At 63.0% G+C, this 23,247-nt stretch carries 29 protein-coding genes, 1 tRNA gene and 1 pseudogene; 8 read left to right on the forward strand and 23 right to left on the reverse strand.

Annotated features, from left to right (window positions below):
* Positions 1-25: 25 nt before the first annotated feature.
* Positions 26-99: transfer RNA gene (locus LX88_RS04180), tRNA-Gly, on the forward strand.
* A gap of 343 nt (positions 100-442) precedes the next feature.
* Here LX88_RS04180 and LX88_RS04185 read toward each other — a convergent pair.
* The 15 genes from LX88_RS04185 to LX88_RS04255 all read right to left on the reverse strand — a co-directional run bounded on the left by LX88_RS04185 (position 443) and on the right by LX88_RS04255 (position 8,839).
* Positions 443-682: a type II toxin-antitoxin system RelE family toxin gene (locus tag LX88_RS04185; RefSeq protein ID WP_258946506.1), complete on the reverse strand. Its 240-nt coding sequence runs from the start codon at positions 680-682 to the stop codon at positions 443-445.
* A 19-nt stretch (positions 683-701) separates the two neighbouring features.
* Positions 702-1,001 carry a type II toxin-antitoxin system RelE family toxin gene (locus tag LX88_RS04190; RefSeq protein ID WP_258946507.1) on the reverse strand — a complete coding sequence of 100 codons (300 nt, stop codon included), beginning with the start codon at positions 999-1,001 and terminating at the stop codon, positions 702-704.
* 86 nt (positions 1,002-1,087) lie between these two features.
* Complete coding sequence (locus LX88_RS04195; protein WP_258946508.1) at positions 1,088-1,372, reverse strand: type II toxin-antitoxin system Phd/YefM family antitoxin; 285 nt, start codon at positions 1,370-1,372, stop codon at positions 1,088-1,090.
* 129 nt (positions 1,373-1,501) lie between these two features.
* Entirely contained in the window at positions 1,502-2,683 is a 1,182-nt protein-coding gene (locus LX88_RS04200) for a tyrosine-type recombinase/integrase (RefSeq protein WP_258946509.1), read from the reverse strand.
* Positions 2,683-2,913, reverse strand: coding sequence for an excisionase family DNA-binding protein (locus LX88_RS04205; protein WP_372511175.1), 231 nt, complete (start codon positions 2,911-2,913; stop codon positions 2,683-2,685). The genes LX88_RS04200 and LX88_RS04205 overlap by 1 nt, the downstream gene beginning before the upstream one ends.
* On the reverse strand, positions 2,910-4,241 hold the full coding sequence (locus LX88_RS04210) for a replication initiator (protein WP_258946510.1): 1,332 nt from the start codon (positions 4,239-4,241) through the stop codon (positions 2,910-2,912). The genes LX88_RS04205 and LX88_RS04210 overlap by 4 nt, the downstream gene beginning before the upstream one ends.
* Positions 4,242-4,323: 82 nt before the next feature.
* Positions 4,324-5,115 (reverse strand): hypothetical protein, encoded by a 792-nt coding sequence (locus tag LX88_RS04215; RefSeq protein WP_258946511.1) that lies wholly within the window; start codon positions 5,113-5,115, stop codon positions 4,324-4,326.
* Positions 5,116-5,123: 8 nt separating this feature from the next.
* On the reverse strand, positions 5,124-5,309 hold the full coding sequence (locus LX88_RS04220; RefSeq protein ID WP_258946512.1) for a hypothetical protein: 186 nt from the start codon (positions 5,307-5,309) through the stop codon (positions 5,124-5,126).
* The gene (locus LX88_RS04225) at positions 5,309-5,635 is read right to left on the reverse strand and encodes a WhiB family transcriptional regulator (RefSeq protein WP_258946513.1); all 327 of its coding nucleotides are present in this window, start codon (positions 5,633-5,635) and stop codon (positions 5,309-5,311) included. Before LX88_RS04225 ends, LX88_RS04220 begins: the two co-directional genes overlap by 1 nt.
* Entirely contained in the window at positions 5,632-6,093 is a 462-nt protein-coding gene (locus LX88_RS04230) for a hypothetical protein (RefSeq protein WP_258946514.1), read from the reverse strand. The genes LX88_RS04225 and LX88_RS04230 overlap by 4 nt, the downstream gene beginning before the upstream one ends.
* A gap of 48 nt (positions 6,094-6,141) precedes the next feature.
* Positions 6,142-7,512: an FtsK/SpoIIIE domain-containing protein gene (locus LX88_RS04235; RefSeq protein WP_258946515.1), complete on the reverse strand. Its 1,371-nt coding sequence runs from the start codon at positions 7,510-7,512 to the stop codon at positions 6,142-6,144.
* Between the two features lie 78 nt (positions 7,513-7,590).
* Complete coding sequence (locus tag LX88_RS04240) at positions 7,591-7,776, reverse strand: hypothetical protein (protein ID WP_258946516.1); 186 nt, start codon at positions 7,774-7,776, stop codon at positions 7,591-7,593.
* Between the two features lie 3 nt (positions 7,777-7,779).
* Positions 7,780-8,034, reverse strand: coding sequence for a hypothetical protein (locus LX88_RS04245; protein WP_258946517.1), 255 nt, complete (start codon positions 8,032-8,034; stop codon positions 7,780-7,782).
* Between the two features lie 8 nt (positions 8,035-8,042).
* Entirely contained in the window at positions 8,043-8,255 is a 213-nt protein-coding gene (locus tag LX88_RS04250) for a hypothetical protein (protein ID WP_258946518.1), read from the reverse strand.
* Between the two features lie 194 nt (positions 8,256-8,449).
* Entirely contained in the window at positions 8,450-8,839 is a 390-nt protein-coding gene (locus tag LX88_RS04255; RefSeq protein ID WP_258946519.1) for a hypothetical protein, read from the reverse strand.
* Positions 8,840-8,956: 117 nt separating this feature from the next.
* Here LX88_RS04255 and LX88_RS04260 point away from each other — a divergent pair, with 117 nt between their 5' ends.
* A complete protein-coding gene (locus LX88_RS04260) occupies positions 8,957-9,325 on the forward strand; it encodes a GntR family transcriptional regulator (RefSeq protein WP_258946520.1) in 369 nt (122 codons plus the stop codon).
* 222 nt (positions 9,326-9,547) lie between these two features.
* Positions 9,548-10,924: an NsdA family TPR-like regulatory protein gene (locus tag LX88_RS04265; protein WP_504928579.1), complete on the forward strand. Its 1,377-nt coding sequence runs from the start codon at positions 9,548-9,550 to the stop codon at positions 10,922-10,924.
* Here LX88_RS04265 and LX88_RS04270 read toward each other — a convergent pair.
* The 5 genes from LX88_RS04270 to LX88_RS04290 all read right to left on the reverse strand — a co-directional run bounded on the left by LX88_RS04270 (position 10,921) and on the right by LX88_RS04290 (position 15,216).
* Positions 10,921-11,838, reverse strand: coding sequence for an aminoglycoside phosphotransferase family protein (locus LX88_RS04270; protein ID WP_258946522.1), 918 nt, complete (start codon positions 11,836-11,838; stop codon positions 10,921-10,923). The two genes, LX88_RS04265 and LX88_RS04270, sit on opposite strands and share 4 nt — an antisense overlap.
* Before the next feature lie 100 nt (positions 11,839-11,938).
* The gene (locus LX88_RS04275) at positions 11,939-12,790 is read right to left on the reverse strand and encodes a helix-turn-helix domain-containing protein (RefSeq protein WP_258946523.1); all 852 of its coding nucleotides are present in this window, start codon (positions 12,788-12,790) and stop codon (positions 11,939-11,941) included.
* 4 nt (positions 12,791-12,794) lie between these two features.
* Complete coding sequence (locus LX88_RS04280; RefSeq protein WP_258946524.1) at positions 12,795-13,667, reverse strand: Scr1 family TA system antitoxin-like transcriptional regulator; 873 nt, start codon at positions 13,665-13,667, stop codon at positions 12,795-12,797.
* Positions 13,664-13,897, reverse strand: coding sequence for a hypothetical protein (locus LX88_RS04285; protein WP_258946525.1), 234 nt, complete (start codon positions 13,895-13,897; stop codon positions 13,664-13,666). Before LX88_RS04285 ends, LX88_RS04280 begins: the two co-directional genes overlap by 4 nt.
* 113 nt (positions 13,898-14,010) lie before the next feature.
* Entirely contained in the window at positions 14,011-15,216 is a 1,206-nt protein-coding gene (locus tag LX88_RS04290) for a helix-turn-helix domain-containing protein (RefSeq protein WP_258946526.1), read from the reverse strand.
* Positions 15,217-15,294: 78 nt separating this feature from the next.
* Between LX88_RS04290 and LX88_RS04295 the strand changes: the two genes are divergently transcribed.
* Positions 15,295-16,002 carry an HAD family hydrolase gene (locus tag LX88_RS04295; protein WP_258946527.1) on the forward strand — a complete coding sequence of 236 codons (708 nt, stop codon included), beginning with the start codon at positions 15,295-15,297 and terminating at the stop codon, positions 16,000-16,002.
* A 306-nt stretch (positions 16,003-16,308) separates the two neighbouring features.
* On the opposite strand, the gene LX88_RS04300 is transcribed toward LX88_RS04295, so the two are convergent.
* The 3 genes and pseudogenes from LX88_RS04300 to LX88_RS04310 all read right to left on the reverse strand — a co-directional run.
* A complete protein-coding gene (locus LX88_RS04300) occupies positions 16,309-17,301 on the reverse strand; it encodes a hypothetical protein (protein WP_258946528.1) in 993 nt (330 codons plus the stop codon).
* Positions 17,302-18,270: 969 nt separating this feature from the next.
* Positions 18,271-19,173, reverse strand: a complete 903-nt coding sequence (locus LX88_RS04305) for a XamI family restriction endonuclease (protein ID WP_258946529.1) — start codon at positions 19,171-19,173, stop codon at positions 18,271-18,273.
* A gap of 160 nt (positions 19,174-19,333) precedes the next feature.
* A pseudogene (locus LX88_RS04310) lies at positions 19,334-20,482 on the reverse strand (DNA cytosine methyltransferase); the annotation flags it as partial.
* A 248-nt stretch (positions 20,483-20,730) separates the two neighbouring features.
* Between LX88_RS04310 and LX88_RS04315 the strand changes: the two are divergent.
* The 4 genes from LX88_RS04315 to LX88_RS04330 all read left to right on the forward strand — a co-directional run bounded on the left by LX88_RS04315 (position 20,731) and on the right by LX88_RS04330 (position 23,194).
* Positions 20,731-20,997: a DUF7669 domain-containing protein gene (locus tag LX88_RS04315; protein WP_258946531.1), complete on the forward strand. Its 267-nt coding sequence runs from the start codon at positions 20,731-20,733 to the stop codon at positions 20,995-20,997.
* Between the two features lie 560 nt (positions 20,998-21,557).
* Positions 21,558-22,247, forward strand: coding sequence for a hypothetical protein (locus LX88_RS04320; protein ID WP_258946532.1), 690 nt, complete (start codon positions 21,558-21,560; stop codon positions 22,245-22,247).
* Positions 22,247-22,663, forward strand: coding sequence for a roadblock/LC7 domain-containing protein (locus LX88_RS04325; RefSeq protein ID WP_245983082.1), 417 nt, complete (start codon positions 22,247-22,249; stop codon positions 22,661-22,663). The genes LX88_RS04320 and LX88_RS04325 overlap by 1 nt, the downstream gene beginning before the upstream one ends.
* 159 nt (positions 22,664-22,822) lie before the next feature.
* A complete protein-coding gene (locus LX88_RS04330; protein WP_258946533.1) occupies positions 22,823-23,194 on the forward strand; it encodes a hypothetical protein in 372 nt (123 codons plus the stop codon).
* Positions 23,195-23,247 lie beyond the last annotated feature (53 nt).

A 23,247-nucleotide genomic window follows, 5' to 3' on the forward strand; every position in this document is an offset into this window, starting at 1 on the left:
TATGATCGGCGGCGAGCTTGCTCACGCGGGTGTAGTTCATTGGTAGAACGACAGCTTCCCAAGCTGTAGAGGCGGGTTCGATTCCCGTCACCCGCTCCAACAGCGAAGGCCCTGGTCAGAGTCACATCCGACTCGCCAGGGCCTTCGCTGTTTGATCTCGTGGGTACGTCACCGTGCTGTTTACGTGCGGTTAGCCAACTGTAGCGAGCACGCCAGCGTGTCCGTCGTCCTCTTCGGTGGTCCTCCCACGCTCCCAATCGACCAGGACACTCAAGCCACGAGCGATCTCCTGATCAGCCGCACCGGTCGCTCACAAGTCCCGCCAAGGCTCGCGGAGTACCGGAACACAGTGGGGACACTCTCCAGGACACCGCGAGACCTCTTGCAGAGAAGGCGGCATGCTACGACTCTTCTTGAGCACCTATCAAGAAGAGTCGTAGCATTAGACGATTTCCAGAATATCAACCGTGCCACCATAAGGATCAACACTATAGATGATTCTGTACTGCTCCCGCTTAACTACCAGGCGACCTTGAAGCTTTCCACTCAACGGTACACCAAGAGTTTCCGGCTGCTTGGCAAGCTTTTCCCTGATGAAGTTCACCACAGGAGTAGCAACTCGCGCAGGCAACCGACTAAGCCTCGCCATGGCCTCTGGAGCAATCCGCACCTGGTAATTCACCGCGCGCGCTCCTTGATGGTCAATTTACACCCGGATAAGGCGTTGGCTGAAACTCAAGGATCTCAATAACATCCTTGCCGATTCGGTAAATTACCCGAAACTTCCTTCGCCTCGCCGAGTGATTTCCCTTCAGCTTGCCGGAGAGTTTGCGGCCATATTCGCCAAACTCTGTCGGGTCGAACCTCAACTCGTTGTAGATGAAACTCATAGCAGTCTCAGCGAGATGCCGTGGACGCAACTCTTGAAGACTCTTTTCGGCCTGCAGGCTCATGCGCACTTCGTAAGGAGAGCGAGACCCATCGTTGGTGAGCTTCGTCATGATGCAACCACCATAGCGCCAAAGAACAAGCCTTGTCTAGCACCAGGACGCACACGTTACTTGTGTACATACATCCGTGCAGAACCTCACGCTCGCCGCTTCAGCGACTCAATCAGCTCATCGATGTTGGCGATCTTGCCCTGGGCCAGATCTTCCTCCGCTTGGCGGATTGCGTTTAGAACCTCACTCTGGTTGTCACCCCTGGAGAGGATCTCAATGGTCTCCTCCAGCCCCTCCAGTTCCGCAGGAGCGATGAGGACGGCCGCATCCACACCATGCTTGGTCAAGGTGATGCGTTCATGGTTGCTCTCAACCTGAGCTACAAGGTCAGACAGTTGATTACGGGCACTAGCGAGCGGAATCCTGATCATAGACAGAATTCTAGCCATAATTCTGTGAAATTGCAGCGTGGTTACCTAGCACGGGCATCTGACCAGCAGCGCACGAGCGTCCTAAGTGGATGTGGGCAGCACAAGCATCTTGTGCTGCCCACATCCACTTCAGCCGATCTGAGCGAGCACGCCGGCCTGTCCGTCGTCGTCCTCATCGGTGGCCTTCATCCCACGCTCCCGATCGACCAGGCCGCTCAGTCCACGAGCGATCTCCTGATCGGCCTCGCTGGTCGCGTGCTGGTAGATCATCGCCGCGCGTGGACTGTCATGGCCCATTCGCGCCATCAGGTCCTTGGTGCTGGCCTTGGTGCGAGCGGCGAGCGTGTTCCCGGTGTGCCGCAGGTCGTGAAAGTGCAGGTGAGGAACACCCACCGCTTTCACTGCCGCTTTCCAGCCGGTACGCGGGTTGAAGTCGCCCCGCCGAAGCGGGTTGCCGCGCTTCCCTGTGAACACCCAGGCATCCGGCTTGGAGCCGGTGAACTCGTCCAGGTGGGCGAGCAGGTCTGCACGAATCGCCTCAGGAACGGCGACCGTACGCAGGCCTGCACGAGACTTCGGCGGCCCGTAGATCAGCCCACGACCGGGCAGTTCGACGAAGGCACCACGAACCCGCACCAAGCTTGCGTCCGGCGCGATGTCCTGCCGTCGAAGAGCGGTGATCTCGCCCCATCGCAGCGTTGCGAACGCGGCGAGGAGCACGAACGCCCGGTACCGCTTCTCTGCCATCCGAGAGGCCAGATCGAACACCTGGGCCACGGTCAGCACCGGCCGCTCATCCGGATTCTCGGATCCAGCGCCGCGCACCTGGCAAGGGTTGCGCGGGATGATCCGGTCTTCGTTCGCTGCCGTCATGAGCACGGCTCGCAGCAAGCGGTAGGCCTTGGCTGTCATTGACGCCGACACGCCCTCACGAAGAAGCTTGGCTCTCCACGTTCGGATCATCGGGGTGTCGAGCTTCCCCAACGGCGTGTCACCGAGGTGTGGAGTCACGTACTTGGTGAGCAGCCAGTTGTAGAGATGCACCGTGCGCGGACGCAGACCAGGACGTTCGTTGACCCAGCTCTCTGCGTAGTCCCGCAGCCTGATCTTGGCTTGTTCCGGGTCCATCCACTCGCTCCGCAGAATCGCGCCCTCGACGTGCACGAGCCAGCGGTCCGCATCCTTCTCCGTCGCGAACGTCTCCGGTGCGTTGTGCCGCTTCTCGTCCGGCCCGAGATAGCTCGCCTGAAAGCGCCCTGATGGCAACTTCCGCACCCAGCCGAAACGGCGACGTCCCTTCCTGCGCGCCATCAGCCCGCCCTCCTCAGGTCGCGACGAACGGACTCGGCGGTGATCGGCTCGACCTTGCCCGCCTGGACGAACGCCTCTAGGTCCACACGCTTGAGCCGGACATGCCGGCCGAGCTTGTAGAAGGTGATGCGCCGATCAGCGATCAGGCGCCGAATGAAGCGCACTGAGGTGCCGAGGTAGTCGGCTGACTCCTCCACTGAGTAGTGCTCGTCCATTCGTGCGGATGTCATGCCGCTTCCTCCTGTTCGTACTTGCGTTGGCGTTGAGCTCGGACCCGTTCGGCGATGCCGGCGGCGAGTTCGCGTTCCGCGTCGTTGTCATAGCCGGACCCGACGTACTGCCAGTCGTTGACAATGACCACGGCCGCCGGATCGAGTTCGAGGCGCTCGAACATTTCGAGCGTCCGGAACGTGCGGCGTTCTTCGCGGATGGCGCGGAACGTCGTGGAGTAGTGCTTGGACTTGGTGAGGAAGTGGCCGCGGAACCCGAGCATGTGCGCCCACTTACGGAGGTTCAGTTCCTCGAAGTCGGCCAGACCGCCGAGGTCCCACGCGGTCTGCACCATCCGCCGGTGGTGCTCTGAGATCTGGAGGATGTCGATGTCTAGCTGGGAGCGGATCGGCCGGTCCGCCGTGTCCTTCGCTCCGGTGCCCTTGGTGGCGTACTTGGCGACGTAGCCCGCCAGCCGGGCCTCACTGATCTCGCCGGACTCGTCCTCGACCTGGGAGCCTCGGATTCCCTTGGTGTCGACCTGTTCGCCCCACAGCAGGCGCAGCGCCGAGCCATCCGGCCGCGTGGTGTCGATCCGCACCGCCCGAGCCGCCGCCTTGATGCAGTCGCCGAGCAGTTCGGCCGTGGCCCAGGCCGGAGCGGGGTCGTGAGGCCCGTCGGGACCGTCGATGCGAACGACGGCGTGGAAGTGGACCAGCCCCCGCCGCTGGTATTCGGCGACCTTGGCGTAGGAGAGCCGCGCGTGGTCCTTGAACTCGGAGACCTTCAGGCCGGCCGCGCCAGCGAGCTTGCGGCGCAGGGCGATCGTGAACCGGTGCCACAGCTTGCCCGCGTGTGCCTGCCAGAGCACCGCGCCGGTGTAGTCGTAGGTACCGGGGTCGACGGCACCGCCGATGCGGGGATCGTCGCCGTGGTGCCATTCGCCGCAGCCCGTGCAGGGCCGGACCTTGCCAGTCGTGGCGATCGGGCGGTTGTGGACCGGTCCGAACGACGGGGCGGTGAGCGTCGCGAACACGCGAGGCTTCTCAGACACCGTCTCGGGAACGCCCTTGGAGCCACCGGCCAGACCGGCGTGCATCAGGTGGTAGGCGTCGGCCGAGTACCGGTCGGAGCATGCCGGGCAGACCGACTCGCGGCGGTTGCCACACGGGACCATGACGTCCCCGCCGATGTGCTCGATCAGCCCGCCGTTGAGGTCCTGGAGTTGGAAGGCGCCGGACAACCGGATGGGTGCGGCGCATCCGCCGATCGCGGTCACCCGATCTCGCCATGCCCGGAAGTCGACCGCCTTTACTCGCGCGGTGATGCGGTCTTCCAGGGTGAGCACGGATGCCCTCCTTTCGTTGCGGGAAAACGAAAAAGCGGGGCACGACCGGTGTTCTGGTCATGCCCCGCGTGGTTGAGATGGGTCAGGCAGCGAGTTGCGCAGCGAGCCGCGCGGCGTACTCCTCAGGCACGTTGAGCGCGTCTTGGATGTCTTGCGCGGTGAGCGCTCGCCCCTCCGCGTGCACCTCGTTCGCCTTGGCGTCCAGCGCACCTTGCAGGTGTCCGGGAAGCCTCAGAGCGGTTCGAGCGGGTGCTGGTTGGGTCACAGCGTTCGAAGGTGTGGACGTTGGCGCAGGAACGATCTCGGCGGCCTTGTCACGCGCGGTGTTGCAGCGTGCCTGGATCACCGGCATGACTTCGGCGAGCAGGAAGACCACGAGCGGGATCACGAGGTGCAGGAACACCATCCCGGCGTTGATCTGTCCGTCCGGTGGCCGCAGTGACGACCACACGTTGGTAATGAGCGTTGCACCGAGCAGCACCCGCTTGAGCCACTTGACCGGCCGGTCATCGACCGCCAGGCCGTGAGCGAGCATCTGCGCTTCCCACCGTAGGAGCGTGATCAGGATTCCGGCGAAGGCCGGTTCCACGAGCCACGCACCCCACCACATCGGATCAGAAGGCCCGAGGTGTCCGGCGAGGAACGCTTGCACGCCGGTTGCGGTGAAGCCGAGGCCGCAGGTCAGGAAGCACCACATGGAGCGCGTCACCGAGACCCTGAACCGGTCCGCCTGCACGGCCGCCAGCAACGGGTTAGCGGTGAGCTTGTGGATGTCCTGCGCCTCATCGAGCTGTGCCCGCAGCCGTCGAACGGTGCGAGTCTCGCGCGGTTCTTCAGGCCCGATTTCGTTGCTGTGATCGGACTTCTCGGACACCAGGCCACCTACTCCCCGTGTGCTGCCTTGAGGAGCAGGCACCCCAGCCACAGCAGCTCGACGGCGAGCACCAGGCACCCGACGAAGCCGAACAGCAGGTACATGCAGATCAGGGAGGTCACCACGGCGGTTGCCATGTGCGCGATGCGAACGAAGCCGCGGAGGTTGATCGGGACAGCGAGCACGAGCTTCATCAGGCCACGTCCTTTGCGTTCCTGGCGGGGTAGTGGATGCGGCGACGATCAGCACCGGTAAGGCCGCCGACGACGCCGGAGGCGTTGGCACGGAACCGTGGACTGGTGGCTTCCCAGTCCAGTTGGTCCTGGCGGCACTCGGCGAGGACCGGGCAGGACGCGCACACCTTCTTCGCGGCGGCGATTCGGCCGGCGGTGTCGAACAGGCTCGGATCGGAGCCCGCGCACGCGGCCCGTTCACGCCAGGCGGGAGGGCCGTCAGTCGGGCCGAACAGGACCCGCATCAACACCCGGTAGCCGAAGGTCTCAGCATCGTTGGTGCTCATGCCGCCACCGCCAGCCGGGCAGTGGACACCCGCGCGGCCTGAACGACTTGGGCCACCTCATCGAAGGTGACCTGTTCCGGCGTGCACACCGACAACCGGAAGGCCTTGGCGAGCACCGCCCCGGAGCCGGACTTGACCTTGCCACCCAGTTCGACCACCGAGGCCGAGGCAGCGAGACCGAGCGTGATCCCAGAGGCAGTGCGGCCGGTCGCCGCGACCGAGAGGGTTCCTGCGGCTTGCAGGGTCCAGGTCAGCTCGACCCCGTGTAGCGAGGCTGCCCAGACCAGCAGGCAGGCCAACCGATCGGGTGCGGTGCCGGAGGTGAACTCGGCGTGCACCGAGCCGGACGGCGTGGAGATGACCAGGCGGTCCGGCCGGGGCAGACCAAGCGTGCGGATGTGGCCACGGACCGAGCGGAGCAGGCCGTCCAGGCGGCGGGGAGCGTTGTTTTCGGGCATGGCAAGGCCTCCACGATTAGTGGCGAAAAGTGTTGGGGTGAGAGGAAGTCAGGCGATCGAGCGAAGAGAGCCGGTCTGTCCGTCGCGGACGAACTCCACGAGTTCGCGGATGTTCTCGTCCGTCGTGTACGCCGCGCGGACTCGGCGGGGGACGCGTGAGCGTTCGTCAGTGCGGTAGCCGATGCCGGCCGTTTCGGGAATCGCGGGAATCTGGTCGGCGATCGCACCTCGTTCGCGTGCGCCCTCACCCAGCACCATGTCCGGGTGCGTCGGTGACGTGGTGCGCAGGCACACGCGGTTGGGGAACAGGTCCCGGATCGACAGCGTGTCCTTGTCCGGTTCCTGGATGTAGGCATCCGCGACGTGCAGCGTTGCGCGGCCCATCGAGGTACCGCGAGCCAGCAGGGCCGTGATCTGCCGGGCGTACTCGGGCCGGTAGGCGACCAACGAGCCGATCTCGTCCACGATCAGCAGGTTGAGCGGGTACTCACGCGACGGCTGGACCGACCGCAGACCCGCCCGCTGCATCCGCTTCTGGGTGCGCTCCATGTCGTCCACCCACATCTCGATCAGCTCCAGACACTCGCTCGCGTCATCGGCGTAGCGGTTCTCCGTGATCGGCTTGATAGCGGCGAACTCCAGGTACTTCGGGTCGCAGACCCACAGGCGGACGATGCCGTCCCTGATCAGCGGGGCCATCGAGCGCAGCTTGGCGAACGCCAGCGAGTTCTTGCCCGACCCGGTCCCGCCAGCCGTCAGGGTGTGCGTGCCCTGGACGGGCTCGGTCCAGTCGCCGCCGTACTCGTCCTCACCCAGCAGCACCGCACGCAGGTCCACGTCCTCGGAGTGCTCAGGCATGTCCGGAGCCGGAATGATCTCCGTGAACGGTTCGTCACGCTGGACCACGAGCGCCACGTAACCGGGCTTCACCAGCTCGATCGCAACGCGCTCAGCCTCCATCGCGTGCGCCAGCTCTTCGGCCTGGCGGGCGAAGTGCATCGGTGACTGGCCCTTGGCGAGCTTCACCAACACGGTGTCGATCGAGGGGGAGTACGACCGGACGCGGACCACGCGCGGGTAGTTGGTGATCTTCTTCCGGCGGTGTTCGGTTGTCAGCTTGTGCACGTCCATCAGGTCCCGCCAGCGCCCACCGACGTAGGCCCCGAACCACCGCCGTTGCCAGGCTCGCAGCGTCGGAGCGGCCAAGGTGTCGAAGGAGTCCGGGTGACCCCGGTACCAAAGACCCGTCGCACCAGCTGCGCCGCCGAGGACGTAGCCCGTGACGGTCGGTCCGAGCGTGCAGGCACCGGCCGCGACGGCAGATGGGGCGAGCATCCATTCCGGGTTCCTGGCCAGCCACCGCGCCGCGCGGAACTCGGCGGCCACAACGCGCTTGCTTGCGTTCCACTTCCAACCCATTGCAGTTCTCCTCAGGGAAGCGCAGCGGCCGACCCTCGAACGTGTCGAAGATCGGCCGCCGCGTTGATCAGTGCGGATTCAGTTGTTGGGCAGTTGCCCGCGGGCGTAGGACGCCTCCGTGGTCAGGACGCTGACCGAGCGGACGAACCGGCGTCGCAGATCCGTGAAGCCCTCACGGCGAACGGGGATGCCGTCCATTGCGCTGCGGAGCTGCTTCATCGCCTGGTCCAGGTTGGACACGGCGTTGTCGAGCTGGCGAGACATCGATCAGGCTCCCCACTCTTTGGCCTTCAAATTGATCTCGTGCCGCTTGGCTTGTTCCCGGAGTGCACTGAGGTCGTTCCGCGCGGTCCGCAAGTAGCCCTTGAGTTCGTCGGGTGTCGCGACCCGCCAGCCACCGGCCTTGCCGGGCTTCTCGCTCATCCTGTTGATGAGCTTTTCCAGCGGCACCAACAACTCCTCAACGAAGTCCATCGCGCCGACGAACGAGCCGTACCGCTGCTGTGCTCGCTCGTTCAACATTTCTTGGATCAACTGGCCAACCTCTCAGTCCTCAAGTCGCCCACGTAGATGAATCGGTACAACGCTTGCTGCAACTCCAGGTGGTCACGCCAGCTCTCGCCGACGCACGGAAAGCCGTGCTTCGTAAGGACTTCGCCGACCTCATGAACAAGGCCGAACGTGAAGCGCGGGTCATCGCCGTCCGGATCAGCAAGTTCGATCGGGTACGAGCGCTCATCCATGCTGAAACTGCTTTCGGGAGGCACGGCAAACCCAGGAACGAAGGTCGCACCTGGATTCACCGAATCTCCCGGCGCATGTGAAATGCTCCGGATCTAGGCATGGTTCGACTCACTGTGTAATTCTCAAAGAACAAATTGAGTGCCCTGGCCCGACTCGAAGCGGGCTACCGGCCTACCGGGCAGGGCTTCCGGGACTAAGCCGCGGGAGCGGACACGATGCGCGCCGCAGGGGTGAGGCCGTCCGCCTTGAACCACAGGCCGGAGGCGGTGATCTTCCCGTCCTCCCCGCGCATCTCGTAGGTGTTGATCACGGGGTTGATCAGCTCGACGTAGTCGCCTTCCTCGAAACCCTCACCGGGGTCACGGGGCAGGTTGACCTTGATCTCTTCGCCCTTGGACTTGCGCCGTCCCTCCGTGGGGCGAGCCTTGGCGAACAGCACCACGACGAACTGCTCTTCGTTCGTGTTGCGGTCGACCACCGGGACCAGCTGTCCGCCGTCGAGTTCGCGCATCTTCACGCAAGGCGCTTCGGTGATCAGGAGCTTGTAGTGGGACAGGATCACGGGGATGTCGTTCAGAGCCATGTCGTACCTCCGGTGATGAGCAACTGATACATACCAATATAGAGCAGTATGGATCGGATGGCATAGTCCAATCGGGTGATCTGTAGCAGTGTGGGTCAGTGAAGTTAGGCTGATGCCGTGAGCGACCAGCCAGGACTTGCCGCGTACCAGCGGGTTGTCGAAGCGGTGAAGAAGGACATCCGGTCCGGAGCCCTGGAAGTGGGCGCCCGTCTACCCGGTCACCGCAAACTCGCCGAGCAACACGGCGTCGCACTCGGGACTGCGCAGAAGGCTGTGCAGATCCTCGAGACCGAGGGCTGGGTGGTCTCCCAACCCGCCGTAGGCGTCTTCGTTCAGGAGCCGCCGGCCGAGGATCGAAACCCGGTCACGATCGAGACGGTCATTCGCCAGCTCGATCAGTTGCAGGCGGCGGTCTTGCATCTGACTGAGCGTGTCGAGCAGCTCGAAGCCGCCGACGACGCTCGATCTGTTCCACCTTCTCAGTGACCCTCGTTATGGCGAACTGCAACTGACGCAGCTTGAGGCTGATGAATTCCAACTCATCCGGTGTTTCGTTCATGTACACATAGAACGGCAGGTGAGGGGGTGCATTGCAGTGTGCTCAAGGGGGTGCATTGATGCACGGAAGGGGTGCACGGGAGGTGCACGGCGTGCCCACGCGGTGATCAATTGACCGGAAACAACGAACCGAACAAGCTCCTAGCTGCGGTGATGTCGGAAGCCGACATGAGCAACAAGGGGCTTGCCGCACGAGTACGTGAACTCGCCCAACGAGACGGTCAGACGATCTCGGCCGATCACGTTTCTGTTCGTCGTTGGCTTGACGGGACGAGGCCAAAAGCAGCGACTCAGAACTACATCGCTCTTGCGCTCGGATCGAAGCTCGGCCGGCGCGTCGACCTCGCGGAGATCGGCTTCAACGGCGGTCTTCAGCCTGTTGGCCCCGACGCGACTGAGCACGGTGCGGAGTACCCGCCGAGCGCAGACGCCGCCGTTGACCTGATGAGCCAGCTCACCGCGGCTGACCTCGAAGATCAGCCCGCCCTTGTGCGTTCCCAGTGGGCGCAGGAGGCGACGCCGAGCATCATCACCGGCTACATGTTCGGCGACTCGCTGCACGTGGCGGATGCCGACGAACTGCGCCGAGGCGGGGGAGCGGCGGCATCGGCGATCCGCGCGACGGCGGCCAACCTGATGGACCTGGACTTCCGGTACGGGGGCGGGCACGTCCGGAAGATGCTGCTCTTCTACTTCAAGACCGAGATCACCCCGCTTCTGCAGGGCACTCACAGCGAACCGGAGCGTCGCGACCTGTTCAGCGCAGCCGCGGAGGTGGCGCAGTTGCTCGGGTGGAGCGCCTACGACGCGGGCCGCCACGGAGCAGCGCAGCGGTACTTCGTGCAGGGACTTCGTCTTGCCCGTGAGGCTCAAGATCCTGTCCTAGGCGGACGGTTGTTGGCGAACCTCAGCCACCAGGCGAACTACCTCGGGCGCTTCAACGACGCCGTCCAGTTCGCACGTGCGGCGCAGGGTTCGACCATCGCCAAGGCCACGCCAGCGGTTACGGCGATGTTCCTCGCGATGGAGGCCAGGGCGTTGGCGAGCAGCGGCCAGGCTCGCGAGTTCGCCCGCGTGATGCACGAGGCGGAGCGATTCTTCAGCCAGCACGTCCCTGACGACGAGCCGCCGTGGATCAGCTACTTCAACGCCGAGGAACTCGCGGGGGAAGCCGCCCACGGCTTCCGCGACCTCAAGCAGTCGGAGAAGGCCCGGCTCTACGCCGCGCGAGCTATCGCCCCGGACGACACTCCGCCACGCACGCGAGCCTTCATCGGCATGGTCTCGGCCGCCGGAGCACTCACGAACGGCGACTTGGAGGAAGCCGTGGACCTGGCGATCGACGCGGTAGACCTCGCTGGTCCGCTGCAATCCAGCAGGTATGTGCGCTACCTGACCGACTTCCATGCGCAGCTTGCGGCGCTCCACACGAACGATCACCGCACGCGCCTGTTCGTCGAGCGGGTCATTCGGCACTATCCAGGCCTCGACCTGGGAACCGCCGCACTGCTGACTCGGATCGCTTAGAAGGGCCGCCACGGCTCGGTGGCACGCCCGGTCCGCATGGTCTCGATCCGCGTGGCGTACTCGGCAGCGATCTCTTCGGACTCGTCGATGTTCTGCATGATCCACGTAGTCATCTTGATCTCGTGCGTGGCTTGCAGGATCTTGAAGCCGTCCCACTGCGTCACATCGTTGCCGTAGGCCTCGCAGAACTCGCGGTACTCCTCGGCCGTCCACCAGCCGGCAGACAGGTACTCGGTCGCCGTCATGGCCAAGTCCCACTCAGGCTGACCCCATGAGAAGCGCTCGAAGTCGATCAGGATTGCTGCGCCGTCGCTGATCATCAGGTTCTGGACATGTGCGTCCCCATGAGTCGCCGTCGGTTCAAGCGGGAACTCGAGCGCGTTGATCTCGTCCCGAAGTTCAGCGACCCTGTTCAGCAGGAAGCGCTTGTCAGAATTTGGCACGTCGGCGGATTCGATCCGAGGCTGCACGCGCGCGAGGATGTCTTGCTCCGGCAGCTCGAACGTCGCCGGGCGAGGTGTTTGGTGCAGCTTCAGCAGCAGGCGGCCCAAGGCGCCGACATCACCGCGACCGCCGTTGCGACCGTCGATGTAGCGCCAGAACGTCACCGGGTACCCGGAGACCGAGATCGGCTGATCGAGGTCGTATAGCCGCGCGGCGGGCAAGCCGCTCTCGTGGAGCCAGCTTGCAACCGCCACTTCCTTGACTGCGTCGTCCCAGTGATCGCGACTCCGGGCGATGCGCACAACGGCGGACGAATCCGGGAGATGAAACAGCGCGTTCTCGCCGAGTCGCATCAAGCGCGCATCAGTCGAGTCGATCCCCGTGTGGGCGGAAGCCGCCTTAAGCACAGCAGACACAAGATCAGAGCTGAAAGGCCCATCCGGGATGTCCGCTTCAAGCACGTTGTGCACCTTGCCCACGCTAGAGGTTCGGTATTTGGCCTGCCAGCTCTCCTAGGTGCCCGAAGAGATCGAGGTTGAATCTCGGGCACCCCCAAAGCCCAGCTCAGCGTCACGACACGTCTGGGCGCTCACCCGACGCAGCCGCGATAGCAGCCACGTACTCCTCCGTGAGCAACTGACTGAAGAGGTCTCTCGACTCGGAGTGACTCAAGGCCATGTGGTCCAGGCTCGCCAGGACCCTCCGGCATCGAGACGTGGCCGCATCGTCCTGTGCGAAAACTCTCGCAACATCGCAATCGACGACGGCCGTGGCAGGCATCTTCTCGTATTCGTAGAGCGTGAAGCCGGATGAGGAAGGCAGCTCCTTGCCCGCAGGAACGACGCGAAGTGCCCACGACATGCGCTTGAGCAGCTCCAGTTGATCCATCCGCGTGCGGTCGTCATCGAGCTGCGCTCTGACTGCCGTTTCGTTCACGTAGAACAAGCACGCCGGCCGCCTGGACGCTCGCAGAATGCAACAGCGCTCCTGTTGGGACTGGACGGCAGACCGGATCTGCTCCGGGGTCGCCCCGCACTGCTGGAGCGTGTGCTCCGTGTAGGCGTCAGTCCGAACCAGGTCCGGGATCATCGTCCCGCCATAGCCGGTGATGGTGGTTGCCGTGCGTTCCGCGAACAGGATCGTCGTGGAGTTCGTTGGCTGCTGGGCGAAGTACGGTTCGAAGGCCTGCCGGTAGTGGCCGATGAACTCGGTGATCCAGCGCCGATCTTTGCCGCACGCGGTCAGGAACTGAGCGAGGTCGATGTCGGTCGGGTGTACCTTCCCGCGTTCGATATTGGACACCTTGCTCGGGTCCCAGTCGAGTGACTTGGCGAACTCGGACCCTCTGGCGAACCGCTCCCGCAGGGTTCGAAGTTCGTCGCCGAGCTCGCGGCTCCGCGGCGTAAGTGATGCCCGATCCATGCGCTCAGTCGCCTCCGTCTGTCATGGTGCTGGCCGTCTCGGCGATCACCTCTATGGACTGCGCCGGACTGAGGGCGGCATGTTGCAGCGCTCTGAAGCTCTGGCCGACCAGTTGGCACACGGTCGGGTCCTCGATGTACCTCGCGTTGCCGCCGCCCTCCACGTACACCGCGTCACTGTGTTGTCGGTGCGGGAAGGAGAGATGGAGGTACGAGCTTTCCGGCAGAGGCTTGCCTTCGGTCACCTGGACTGTGAAGGTCTCGATTTCAGAGAGCCGTATCAGCTGGAGGAGAGCGGCGTTCGTGATTGCCGGGTTGCCGACTACTCGGCGAATCGCATCCCTGCTGATCAAGGCCTTCACGGTAGGGCCGCGGCCTGCCGTTGCAGTCAGGCTGTCTGTCCAGCGAGCCTGCTGCGCTGCCGTGCGTTCCGGGCAGTCAGCCGGATAGGTAGGGCATCCCAGAGCAGTGGCAGAGATCCTGTATTCAGGGGTCTGGAGGAAGCGCGGGATCAGGTCCACACCGAAAGCGCAGATCGTCACAGCCTCTAGATAAGCGTCATCCACATCTCTGGCTGCGTTTAGCTCAACCGAATTGTGCGGCACGTTCGCGTTCTGGGTACGTTCGCTCGCGGCAGTCTCGGCGTGCTTGACCGTCTGCTTCCAGACATGGTTCGGAAGCTCGTAGACGCGTCCGAGAAGCATGATGTCCAGCGGGTCGAACGGCTTAAGGGCGTTCTCGGTCAGGCTGAGCGTCGCAGCCGAGAACCCCGCCCGCTTGCAGGCGACAGTGAGACTCAAACCAGCGTCGTTCCGCCACCGTCGCAGCTCGCGGCCGATCGCCCTCTCGGCCATCGACGGATGGAAGTTCGTCGTCACTGCGGCCCCAAGCAGTCAGTGGTCCCGTGATCGCTTATCGCCTGCTCAGGTGGACCTCGTCTTTCGGCGCGGTTGAACAGGGTCTCGCCGAGCTCGATGAGGATTCGGCCGAACTCACGCTCGTTTTCGCGCGGCAGAGTCTCCATGACGATGTCGAACGCGATGCCGGGCATCAGCTCCGAGACCTTGCGGAGTCCCGCGACCAAATCGACATCCTCGGGCGACAACACGGTGAGTACTCCTCGACGCGACAGCTGTAGGACGGCCTGACAGCAGCGACGCTAGGTCGACTACCGATCAGTAACCCGAGCCGTCGGCTAGGCCTGGCCGAGAGCGCTGCTGCTCAGAGAGGTGCGCCAACACGCGTGGCCAGCCGCGCGGCTTCCGTCGCGACCGAACGCCGAGCCCGCTGCACGAGCGTTCCCAGCAGCTTGTGCGCGGCCGGCCGATGCCTCAGGTCCTCGGGTGCTTCGCGTTCAGTGGCGGACAGCATGACCAACGCACTGCCGTAGTCGCGGCGCTGCACCTGACCCTTTGCCTGATCGAGGAGGAACGCCACACGACGTTCGATCGAGGGGGAGCGGTCGTGGTCGATCCGTTCGGCCAGCCGCAGCCCGTCCGCAGCCGAGCCCGCTTCGACCTCAACGCTGACCGCGTGCATCGCGACGTTCGTTGGACCGAAGACCGTCCACAACGTGTTGCGTTCGCCGGTCTGCTTCGCTAGCGGCTCAACCGCCTGCACGCGCTCCCGTGCCCGCCAGACGTCTCCTCGGCGTGCGGCCGCAATGGAGCCGACGAGCAGGAGTGCACCGCGGAGCGCGACGGCATCGAGGTCGTTGTCCGTGCAGGCGGACAGGACCTCAGCCGCCTGCACCGCGACGTCTTCGGCGCCCTCAGCTTCGCCATCAGCAAGCAAGACCTGAGCCAGGTTCCATTGGGCCACCGCCAACCGCAGCGGGTCGTCTGTGTTCTTGCCGGCACGGATCGCACGATCCGCCGCAAGCAGCGAGACGTCTGCCCTGCCCAGCCTCTTCGCAACGCTGCGCAGCAACGCGTACAGATCGGCCGCACAGCATTGAGCCTCTCGCTGATCAGCCGTTGATCCGCTCGCGCGATCACGCAAGGCTTGCTCGGCCTTGATCACGAGTGCTGGAAGCTTTGGGGCGAGTTGGCTGTATCGCGCGGCCGACGTCTGCCAGGTTTGCCAGGCGTCCAAAACGTTGCGGCGCAAGGCCTTCACATCGACGGCTACCGCATCGGGCTTCACTGGCCTGGTAAACGCGCGATACAACGCATCGCCCGCTGGCTCCGGTCTAGTCGATGTCTCCCGCGTTGAAGTGGAGCTCAACAACTCGTCAGCCGACACGTTCAGCACCTGGGCCAGTTGCTTCAGCACCGTGACTGTGGGCAGCTTGAGCCCGCGTTCGATCTGATAGAGGTAGTCAGGTGTGATACCCGCCAGTCCTGCAATCACTGTCTTGGGCAAGCGCGACGCGAGGCAACGCACGCGCACTCGTTCGCCGATCGTGGCTGCGAGCTGTTCGTCCATCCTCACCCCTGCGAAGCGTTGACCTGCACTGATGCTACGCCCCAGCGCGAGGCCCCGACCGAGTGACAGACTCGAAGCATGATCGCGCCGAACGAGCTGCGACGGCTCGTGCTCTGGGACATCGACCACACGTTGCTTCAGTCTCGCGGCATGGGACGGGAGATGTACGAGCGAGCGATCCCGAGGGCGTTCGGCCAACCCTTTCAGCAGCTTGCCGACGTGAGCGGTAGGACTGAGCTGGACATCATCGCCGAGACCCTGAAGCTGCACGGGGTCGAGCCGACCGATGCGGCGATGGACAAGCTGGTGAACGCATTGATCGACAGCTACGAGGCCGGCCGCGATGAGTTCGCGTCACGAGCCCGAGTGCTGCCGGGAGCGCGAGAAGCACTGGCGGCGTTGGAGTCTGAACCGACTGTCCACCAAGGGGTGTTGACCGGAAACCTTCGGGTAGTAGCGCGTATCAAGCTGGTCGCGCTCGGTCTGGAACAGTTCCTCGATCTGGAGACGAGTTCGTACGGCGACGACCACGCCGACCGCGCGGAACTGGTGGCAATCGCCAGGGAGCGCGCGGCTCAGCAACTCGATACGCAGTTCGGGCCGGACGACACGGTACTCATCGGCGACACTCCCCGGGACGTGGCCGCGGCCCTGACCGCAGGCGTACACGTCATCGCCGTGGCAAGCGGAAAGAGCAGCGTGGAGGAACTACAGGCCGCCGGGGCTCGAAAGGTGCTGGCAGATCTGACGAACACCACCCACTTGTTGCAGTTGATCAAGGCTTAGAGCAGCCGCGTTCAGAGTTTCTTTTCTTCATCAAGGCGGCCCCTGCGGGGCCGCTCGGCCGCACTGTGCCTATCCCGTCCGGCAGGCGCTTAACGGCCCCGTGTCTGTGTCGCTCGGGCAAGCGGGCGGGGCCCGGCCTTCGGCCACCCACCCGCGCCCGGCGACGGAAGGCGGGCCTACCCCGACCGGACGGGACAGCGGCCGAGCGGCCCCGCAGGGACCGCGAGAGCAACGAGGCGGTCCAATGCGTTCTACTCATTCATGGCAGGCTACGAGAACTAGACAGACATGGTCACATGGCAGCGGTCAGAGCAAGCGAGCGACAGGTGCTAGCACTGCGTTTGTCTCGACTACTTGGGACGTGCCACCAGCGAGCACGATGCCGGCCGCCTCCGTCTGCGTTCGCAGCAACTCGGGTTGTGAAAGCGAAGCCAACGCTTCGATCACATCGACGACAGGGAACTCGCGCCGGTCAGCAAGGTATCGAGCCACCGTGCGGGCGGCTGGCCGAGGCAACGACACCTCCTTGGGTACCAGTGCGTCAGCGGCAAGGAACGCAGTCACAACCTCCCACGCCATGTAGAAGGTTTCGACGAAGCTGCCGTCATAGGGAAGTGGGCAGACCACCAGGTTCCGCCGGTCATCTTTGGTGATCAAGTCAGACTTGCCTTGCGTAGCAGGCACGATGCCCACACGTAGCCCACGGTCCCCTTGTAGAGCGGTCGGATTGATCTTCACAGTCGTGCCGACCCAGTAGTCTGTCTGGGTCGAGCCAAGAAACAGATCGGCTCGCCACAGGCCGCTAATGCTCTGCGGTAGTCCGCCGCCAGCCCCCTTTTTCCTGAATGCCGCTGCGGCTGACGTCAGGTGCCGCTTCAACTTGACTGGGCGGCCACGGGAGCCGGACAACAAGGACGAGTCGTTGGTCAAGAGATCGGCTGCTGTGTCGATGAGCTGTTGTGAGCCGAGCTTCTCGGCGCCAAACAAGATCGAACCAACATCATCACCGGGGACCTTGCAAAGATCTAGGGCTTCCCCTACTCGTTCAGCTACAGCCGCGTCACCCCGACTGACCGCGTCGTGTACCGCGTACTCGAAGCAGATACCGGTGTCACCATCACCTGGCCGCCGAAGGCGAGGAAGCATCTTGAGCTTCACGCCCTCCCTGCCGCCGACCTCAGCCGCGACATCAGCCTTGAGCGAGTAAAGGATGCCGGTCAGGATCGGCCTGACAACGGCGGTAATGGCTGAAACCTCATCGGCGACAGGACTCAGCTGCTCTTCGCTGCGGATCTGCACGGAGGAGACAGTAGTCACACCGGTTCAGGCGAGTGTGGGCAACCCGCTCATCAGCGGCCGAACTTCCTGGCAGGCAAGCACTATTGAGATGGCGCACGCTGGCAGGAAACCGTGTGGGTACGTTGGGACGAGCGCCGAGTAGTCGGCGTGATCGAGCTGGGCACGGCGCTCGGCTGCCGCGCCTGTGGACAGCTCGCCGCCTTGACGGCGTCGACCAGCCCACAGGCTTGCCCACGGAACATGCACGGAACAGAGTGCGCCCCGCGGAACAGTCGGCGGGATCTCAGTCGCAGGTCACTCATGCGGACCCGCTTCGAAGGCTGCCGTCAACGACTGTGGCCAATCTAAACATCGTTTAACGCCAGGGCGCTGACATCAAAGCACTTCGCGCCGCTGCACGATGGCCTACGGCCGCTCTTGACGTCGGCCTTCTGATGCTATGCGTAGATGGGATAAGAAACGACTATGACTTGGTCGAACAAGAGTGCACGGCTCAACTTTGGCTATCAGCTGCTCGACTCGCCCTAAACTAAAGAGGATCCATACGCAAAGAGGTACGCCGCCCATAAGTTACCGACTACGCACAAGATGTTCGATAAACTCTGCAGATTGCTCGATGTCGTCATGCTCCCACACAACAACGACTTCCCATCCCGCTTTAGTTAATTCCTGAGCCGTGCGCATATCTCTCGCAACAGTGCGCTCAAACTTCTCTGTCCACCAAGAACTATTGCTTCCATGCTCTGGACACCAATGCCAGAAACACGAACGAACGTCTACAACCACACGCCTTTGTAAAAGCAATGTCAGCCGTTCTTCGATGCAGCACAGGGACCTGAACCCTATAGCGCAGTCCATGCCGATGTAAGGCACGACGTAAGTTCAACTCCAGCGACGTGTTCTTCTGTTGCTGGCGCTGCATGCGCGCACGGACAGACGGGCTGGACGCGAAGGATTTCGACATTACATTTACGAGGTTGATTCCACAAAGGATGAAAGCTCATCTAGATCATGCTCCCAGAAGAGGGCAACATGCTCATTCTGTACCGACACCAGGCAGGAAACGTCGAAGACACCAGCAAGAACGACAGCAGTAACTATTTGACTGCCGAAATTGCCTTTCCAACTGCTGGATTTCCCTCCAACCTCCCGATTCACCCTTTTCCAGCCATTCTTTGGCCCGTTCGACACCTTACATTCGATAGCGAGCAATCGACCGTCAAGAAGTCGAGTGGGAACGTCACACTTGGAGTCTCCCACCTTCCTTTCCCGGCTATACGTCCCCCGGACCATCACGTCGATAAAGTCGATGGCGGTACGGCTAGCGTCGAAACCGAATCCCGCACGCTCTAGCGCGTTGGCGACAGCACCCTCTTGCCTGAATGAAGCCTCACCTCGTCGACTGGTACCGACGAAGCGCTGAGCCAACAGCGTTGTAGTAGCAAGGACAGCAGAGCTTTTTTGCACAACGGTTGGTTGCGCACCTACGCCGACCCACGGAAAGCGAACGGGATCCAAGACGTCTGATATCGCGCGAGCCGTTTCTTCAGCTAGCTCAGGTGGAACTCGTTTGAACTTTGAATCGCCAACGAGTGTCCACAAATCTTCCTCAGATACGGGAGGCGCACAGAAGTACCGCATCGTCTGCCATAACGTGGGGTCCTGCACGAACACATCGCCGTTGAGGTCGAGCAGGTTATTCGTTACTTCCAAGACGTTAAGGACTTTGGGTTCGATTTCCGCACAAGCAGCAGCGAAGGCGCGCGGACCCTCTTCACGCCTTCGCTCACGAAATAGCTCTAGCGCTATGTCGCGCTGACGCTGCAGTTCCTGCGGAGATCGACGAGGGACGTCTGGGAAGCTATGAGGCATTTTATCCTACGCTTTTCGCTATTACGCGTTTCCTGTGCGCCGCATTGGTCCGATGCTCTGCGGTGGTGTACCGCACGCGCCGCCTAAACTCAGGAGGAAATGGGGCAGATTCTGACGGAGTCCTGACTGTACCGCGTGCAAGATAGGACATGATTTGCTCGCCGAGCGCGCAAGCTATGTCGGCTTGAACGGCGTTACCGATCTGCCGGAAGCGAGAAGCGACGGTGCCCGTGAACTGCCACTCACGTGGAAATCCCTGGATGGCAGCACATTCTCGCCACGTCAGACGGCGCATCGAGCCGTCCTCAAGGCGAATCCAGTCAGGCGTTGACGCAGCCCTGATAGTCCTAGAAGGCAGGCTCGGATCAGCAAGGAAACTGTCTTGCCGGTATCCCCAGTGACCACTCGGGCGATTCGCCTCAACCACGCCACCAGTGCGCAGGCCTGTACCTGGCGTCAGCTTTGCTAGTTCTTCCGCCCGAGCTCCAGAAGGGCGGACAACATCAATCGCCTCAGGCTCGGGCATACCCTCAAGGAACTCACCCAAGCTTACCCATGGCTTTTTCTGGTCGAAAAGGCTGTTTTCTGCGCTACGGGTATGAGTCGCTTCAGGGTAATCGGGCAAGCTGCACTTCTCAGTTGCAATCATGTACAGGCGCACACGACGCTCTGCCGCGCCGTAATCAGCAGAATTAAGAATCGCAAAGCTTGTTGCATATCCAAGGTTCTCAAACTCGGACTTAAGAAAATCAAGGACCTCGCCAGGCCGGCCACTAGGGCCGATGGCCGTAACAATCCCTTGAACGTTCTCGAATAGAACGTAACGAGGCCGAAGCTCGTCGGTCATCCGAACCATCTGGTCCAGCAGCAGCCCTCGGGGGTCATTTCGACCAAGTTGAAGTCCTGCCGAGGACCACGGCTGACATGGTGGCCCGCCAGCGAGCAGCGACGGTCGCCAGCTACGCGAAGCACCTGGAGGTCGTACGTCAGCGGCTGTCAAGTCGTGTACGTCCGCTTGGACAATCCGAGTGCCCTCAAAGTAGGTCGTCGGTTCTCGGCCAGGTACCGGTATGCCGGCAGCCTGACTTGCAGTCATCGTCTTCACACAGTCAGAGTCGATGTCAGTAGCGAACACGGTGCGCCAACCAGCGCGCTCGAGCCCGATGTCTGTGCCACCGGCACCAGAGAACAGGGAGACAACGGTAGGGTGGGCCCGGCCGATCCGCTTCACTGACCTTGCCTTCCTAGAGTCTGACTGGTTGTCGCTACCTGCTTGTTCTATCACCCGCGTCTGACAAATTACATGCATGTAGTTCCCCGATCCTAGTGGAGGGTCAGCGCTTGGACAGGCTGTGATCCGCCCGACCCGCCGGAACTAAGAGGTCCGCGGCTAGGTGACACTTGCGCCGATGCTGATCAGGGCATCTCCGGCGAAGCATCCACAAAGGACATGACTGCAAGATCCACAATCGGTGAGATCTTGGTTGTGCGGCTCAGGTCTTGCAGGTCTGGCGTCGATGGCTAGGCAGGCCTAGACGTCCTACGTACTCTGCATCGGTGGCTGAGAGAACTTGCCGGGACGAGGTGCTGGAGGCTGCGCGTCGACTCGCCACAGCGAGCATCGACGGCACCTTCTCGCCAGAGGAAGTGATCCAGCTCCTCCGGCGTATGGGCAGCTCGTACAAGGACAGCACCATCCGCACTCACATGATCTCGCGGATGTGCGCCAACGCGCCTTCAAACCACGCTGTGCGCTATCCCGATCTTGTTCGGGATAGCCACGGCCGGTATCGGCTCAACGACATCAACGAAGTTGGACGCTAGCCGAGACATGAACGCCCTCGTGCTGTCCGCGTGCTGTAAGCCCTGGTCAACAGAGGACAACCACGGTCACTCATGACCCACCGGGCGCCCTGGTCAGAGGCCGTAACTGTTCTGCCGCAACGGGTTCCCAAGCTGTAGAGGCGGGTTCGATTCCCGTCACCCGCTCCACGCCGAAGGCCCCGGCGAGTCACTCCGACTCGCCGGGGCCTTCGCTTTTGATCCCCCAGGTACGTCCGGCGACGCCGCAGCGACACGCATTTTCCCGCCGATTCATCTATCGGGAATGAAACGCTTGCCGTCTCAATTGGAATGCTTCACTCGATCAGGTGACGCTTGGCAGGGGTTTGCGGTGTCGGAAGGTAAGAAGTAGCCCTGGCGGTCGCTCTTTCGATTCGAGTACCGCACTCGATCGGATGATCAGTTCGCCAGACAGTCCCGCTCTGTAAGTCCGAATTAACCCGGAGTAACCCCTGAGACGCGACAATCGAGCCGCATTCGACGTCCTCGCGCAGGCGCTGGCGCGGTGTCACGCGGATCGAGTCACCGGCACGTTGCGCATTGTGGGCAATGCGGGCGGACTGTTCCATTTCCGCGACGGCGTGGTGATCTCGGTGGAAAGTCCCGGCTCACCCGGAGCGGAGATGTTGCTGCTGAGTTCGGGCCGGATCGAGGAAGGGGACTGGACCGCGGCTCTGGTGGAGAGTGTCGAGACGCGGTCCCTGCAGGCGGCTCTCGTCGCTCGCGGGATCGGCGTCACCGAGCTCCAGGGCCTGGTGATGGCCGCCATGCGGGACGGGGCGTTCGCCACGGCCGTTGGTGAGATCGAGCGATACGTCGTCGACGAGTGCATCGATCCGCCGCTGCTACCTGCGGCGCGAGGCGTCGCGCCGGATCTGCTGCTGGACTGGACCGCTCGCCGGTTGGACGCGATCGCCGCGTTCTCCCTGTCGCCGTACCGGGACTGCGTGGTGCCCGCCCACGAGGCGGAGCCGGCCGGTCTGACGGCGGAACGACGGGAGATCGTCGCGCACGCCACCGGGCGGCGCACCGCGCGGGACATGGCGTTCGCGCTCGGCCGGGGTCTGCACCCGGTCACCGTCGAGATCGCCCGGATGATCGCGGACGGACTGCTGGAAATCGCCCCGCCGGCGACGTCGTTCCGATGTTCGCACTGGGGGCTGGCTGCACTGCGTCCACGGACGCAGGCCGGACCTGATTTCGAAATCTCCCTGAGGTCGTCGGAGGTGTGATGTTTGTCCTGAGCGGTTCGACATTTCCGATCCTGAAAGGGAGTGAATTGGACTACGACGCTTTGAGCGCCGAACTGCGAAAGCTTCGAGAAAACGTCGCCGGAGTGACCGACACGGTCATCGCCGCGTCCGACGGGATCCCCATCGTCGCCGACGTGGCGAAGAACATCGACCCCGCCCACATCTCCGCGCTGGCCGCCGCCGACCTCGGGATCGCACGTCAGGCGGCGGAGGTGATCGGACTGGGCACGCTCAGCCAGACCGTCGTGTTCGGCAGCGAGGGCTACATGGCCGTGTACGCCATCGGCCGGCTGTCCCTGATGGTCGTGCTCGGGGACAAAGGGTTGAACCTCGGCCGTCTTCTGCACGAGACCCGGCCCGTGATCGAGCGAGTCGGCGTGATCCTTTCCTCGTAGCAGCACCAGCGCGAAAAAGGGTCGCAGCCCATGTCCACGCTCGGTTCACGGCTCTCGTCAATGATGTCTTCTTTCTGGAGACATTTCCGCACACGACCGAGTCTCGGCAATTCGGATGCGCCGTCTCGATCACCAGTAGACATAGGGAAGTGGAGTTTGATGAACATCGATACCGCGCTGAAGGAAGCCATGTCCATCTCCGGCGCTGTCGGTGTCGCACTGGTCGACTACGACAGCGGGATGTCACTCGGCACGAGCGGCGGAGGTGACTGGCTGAACCTGGAGATCGCGGCGGCCGGGAACACCGAGGTCATTCGCTCGAAACTCCGGGTGATGCAGTCGCTCGGGCTCAGCGACAGCATCGAGGACATCCTGATCACGCTGCACCGGCAGTACCACCTGATCCGGTTGATGGGCGGCGTGAAGAACAGGGGTTCGCTCTTCCTGTACCTGGTGCTGGAAAGGGACAACGCGAACCTCGCGCTGGCCCGGCACCAACTCAAGCGCATCGAAACCGACCTGATCGTCTAGGTTCGGCCAACGCCGCGGAAATGCCGAAAGCCCTCCACAGGAGAGGGCTTTCG

The organism is Lentzea californiensis (assembly GCF_024648825.1).
GTDB classification, from domain to species: Bacteria; Actinomycetota; Actinomycetes; order Mycobacteriales; family Pseudonocardiaceae; genus Lentzea; species Lentzea californiensis.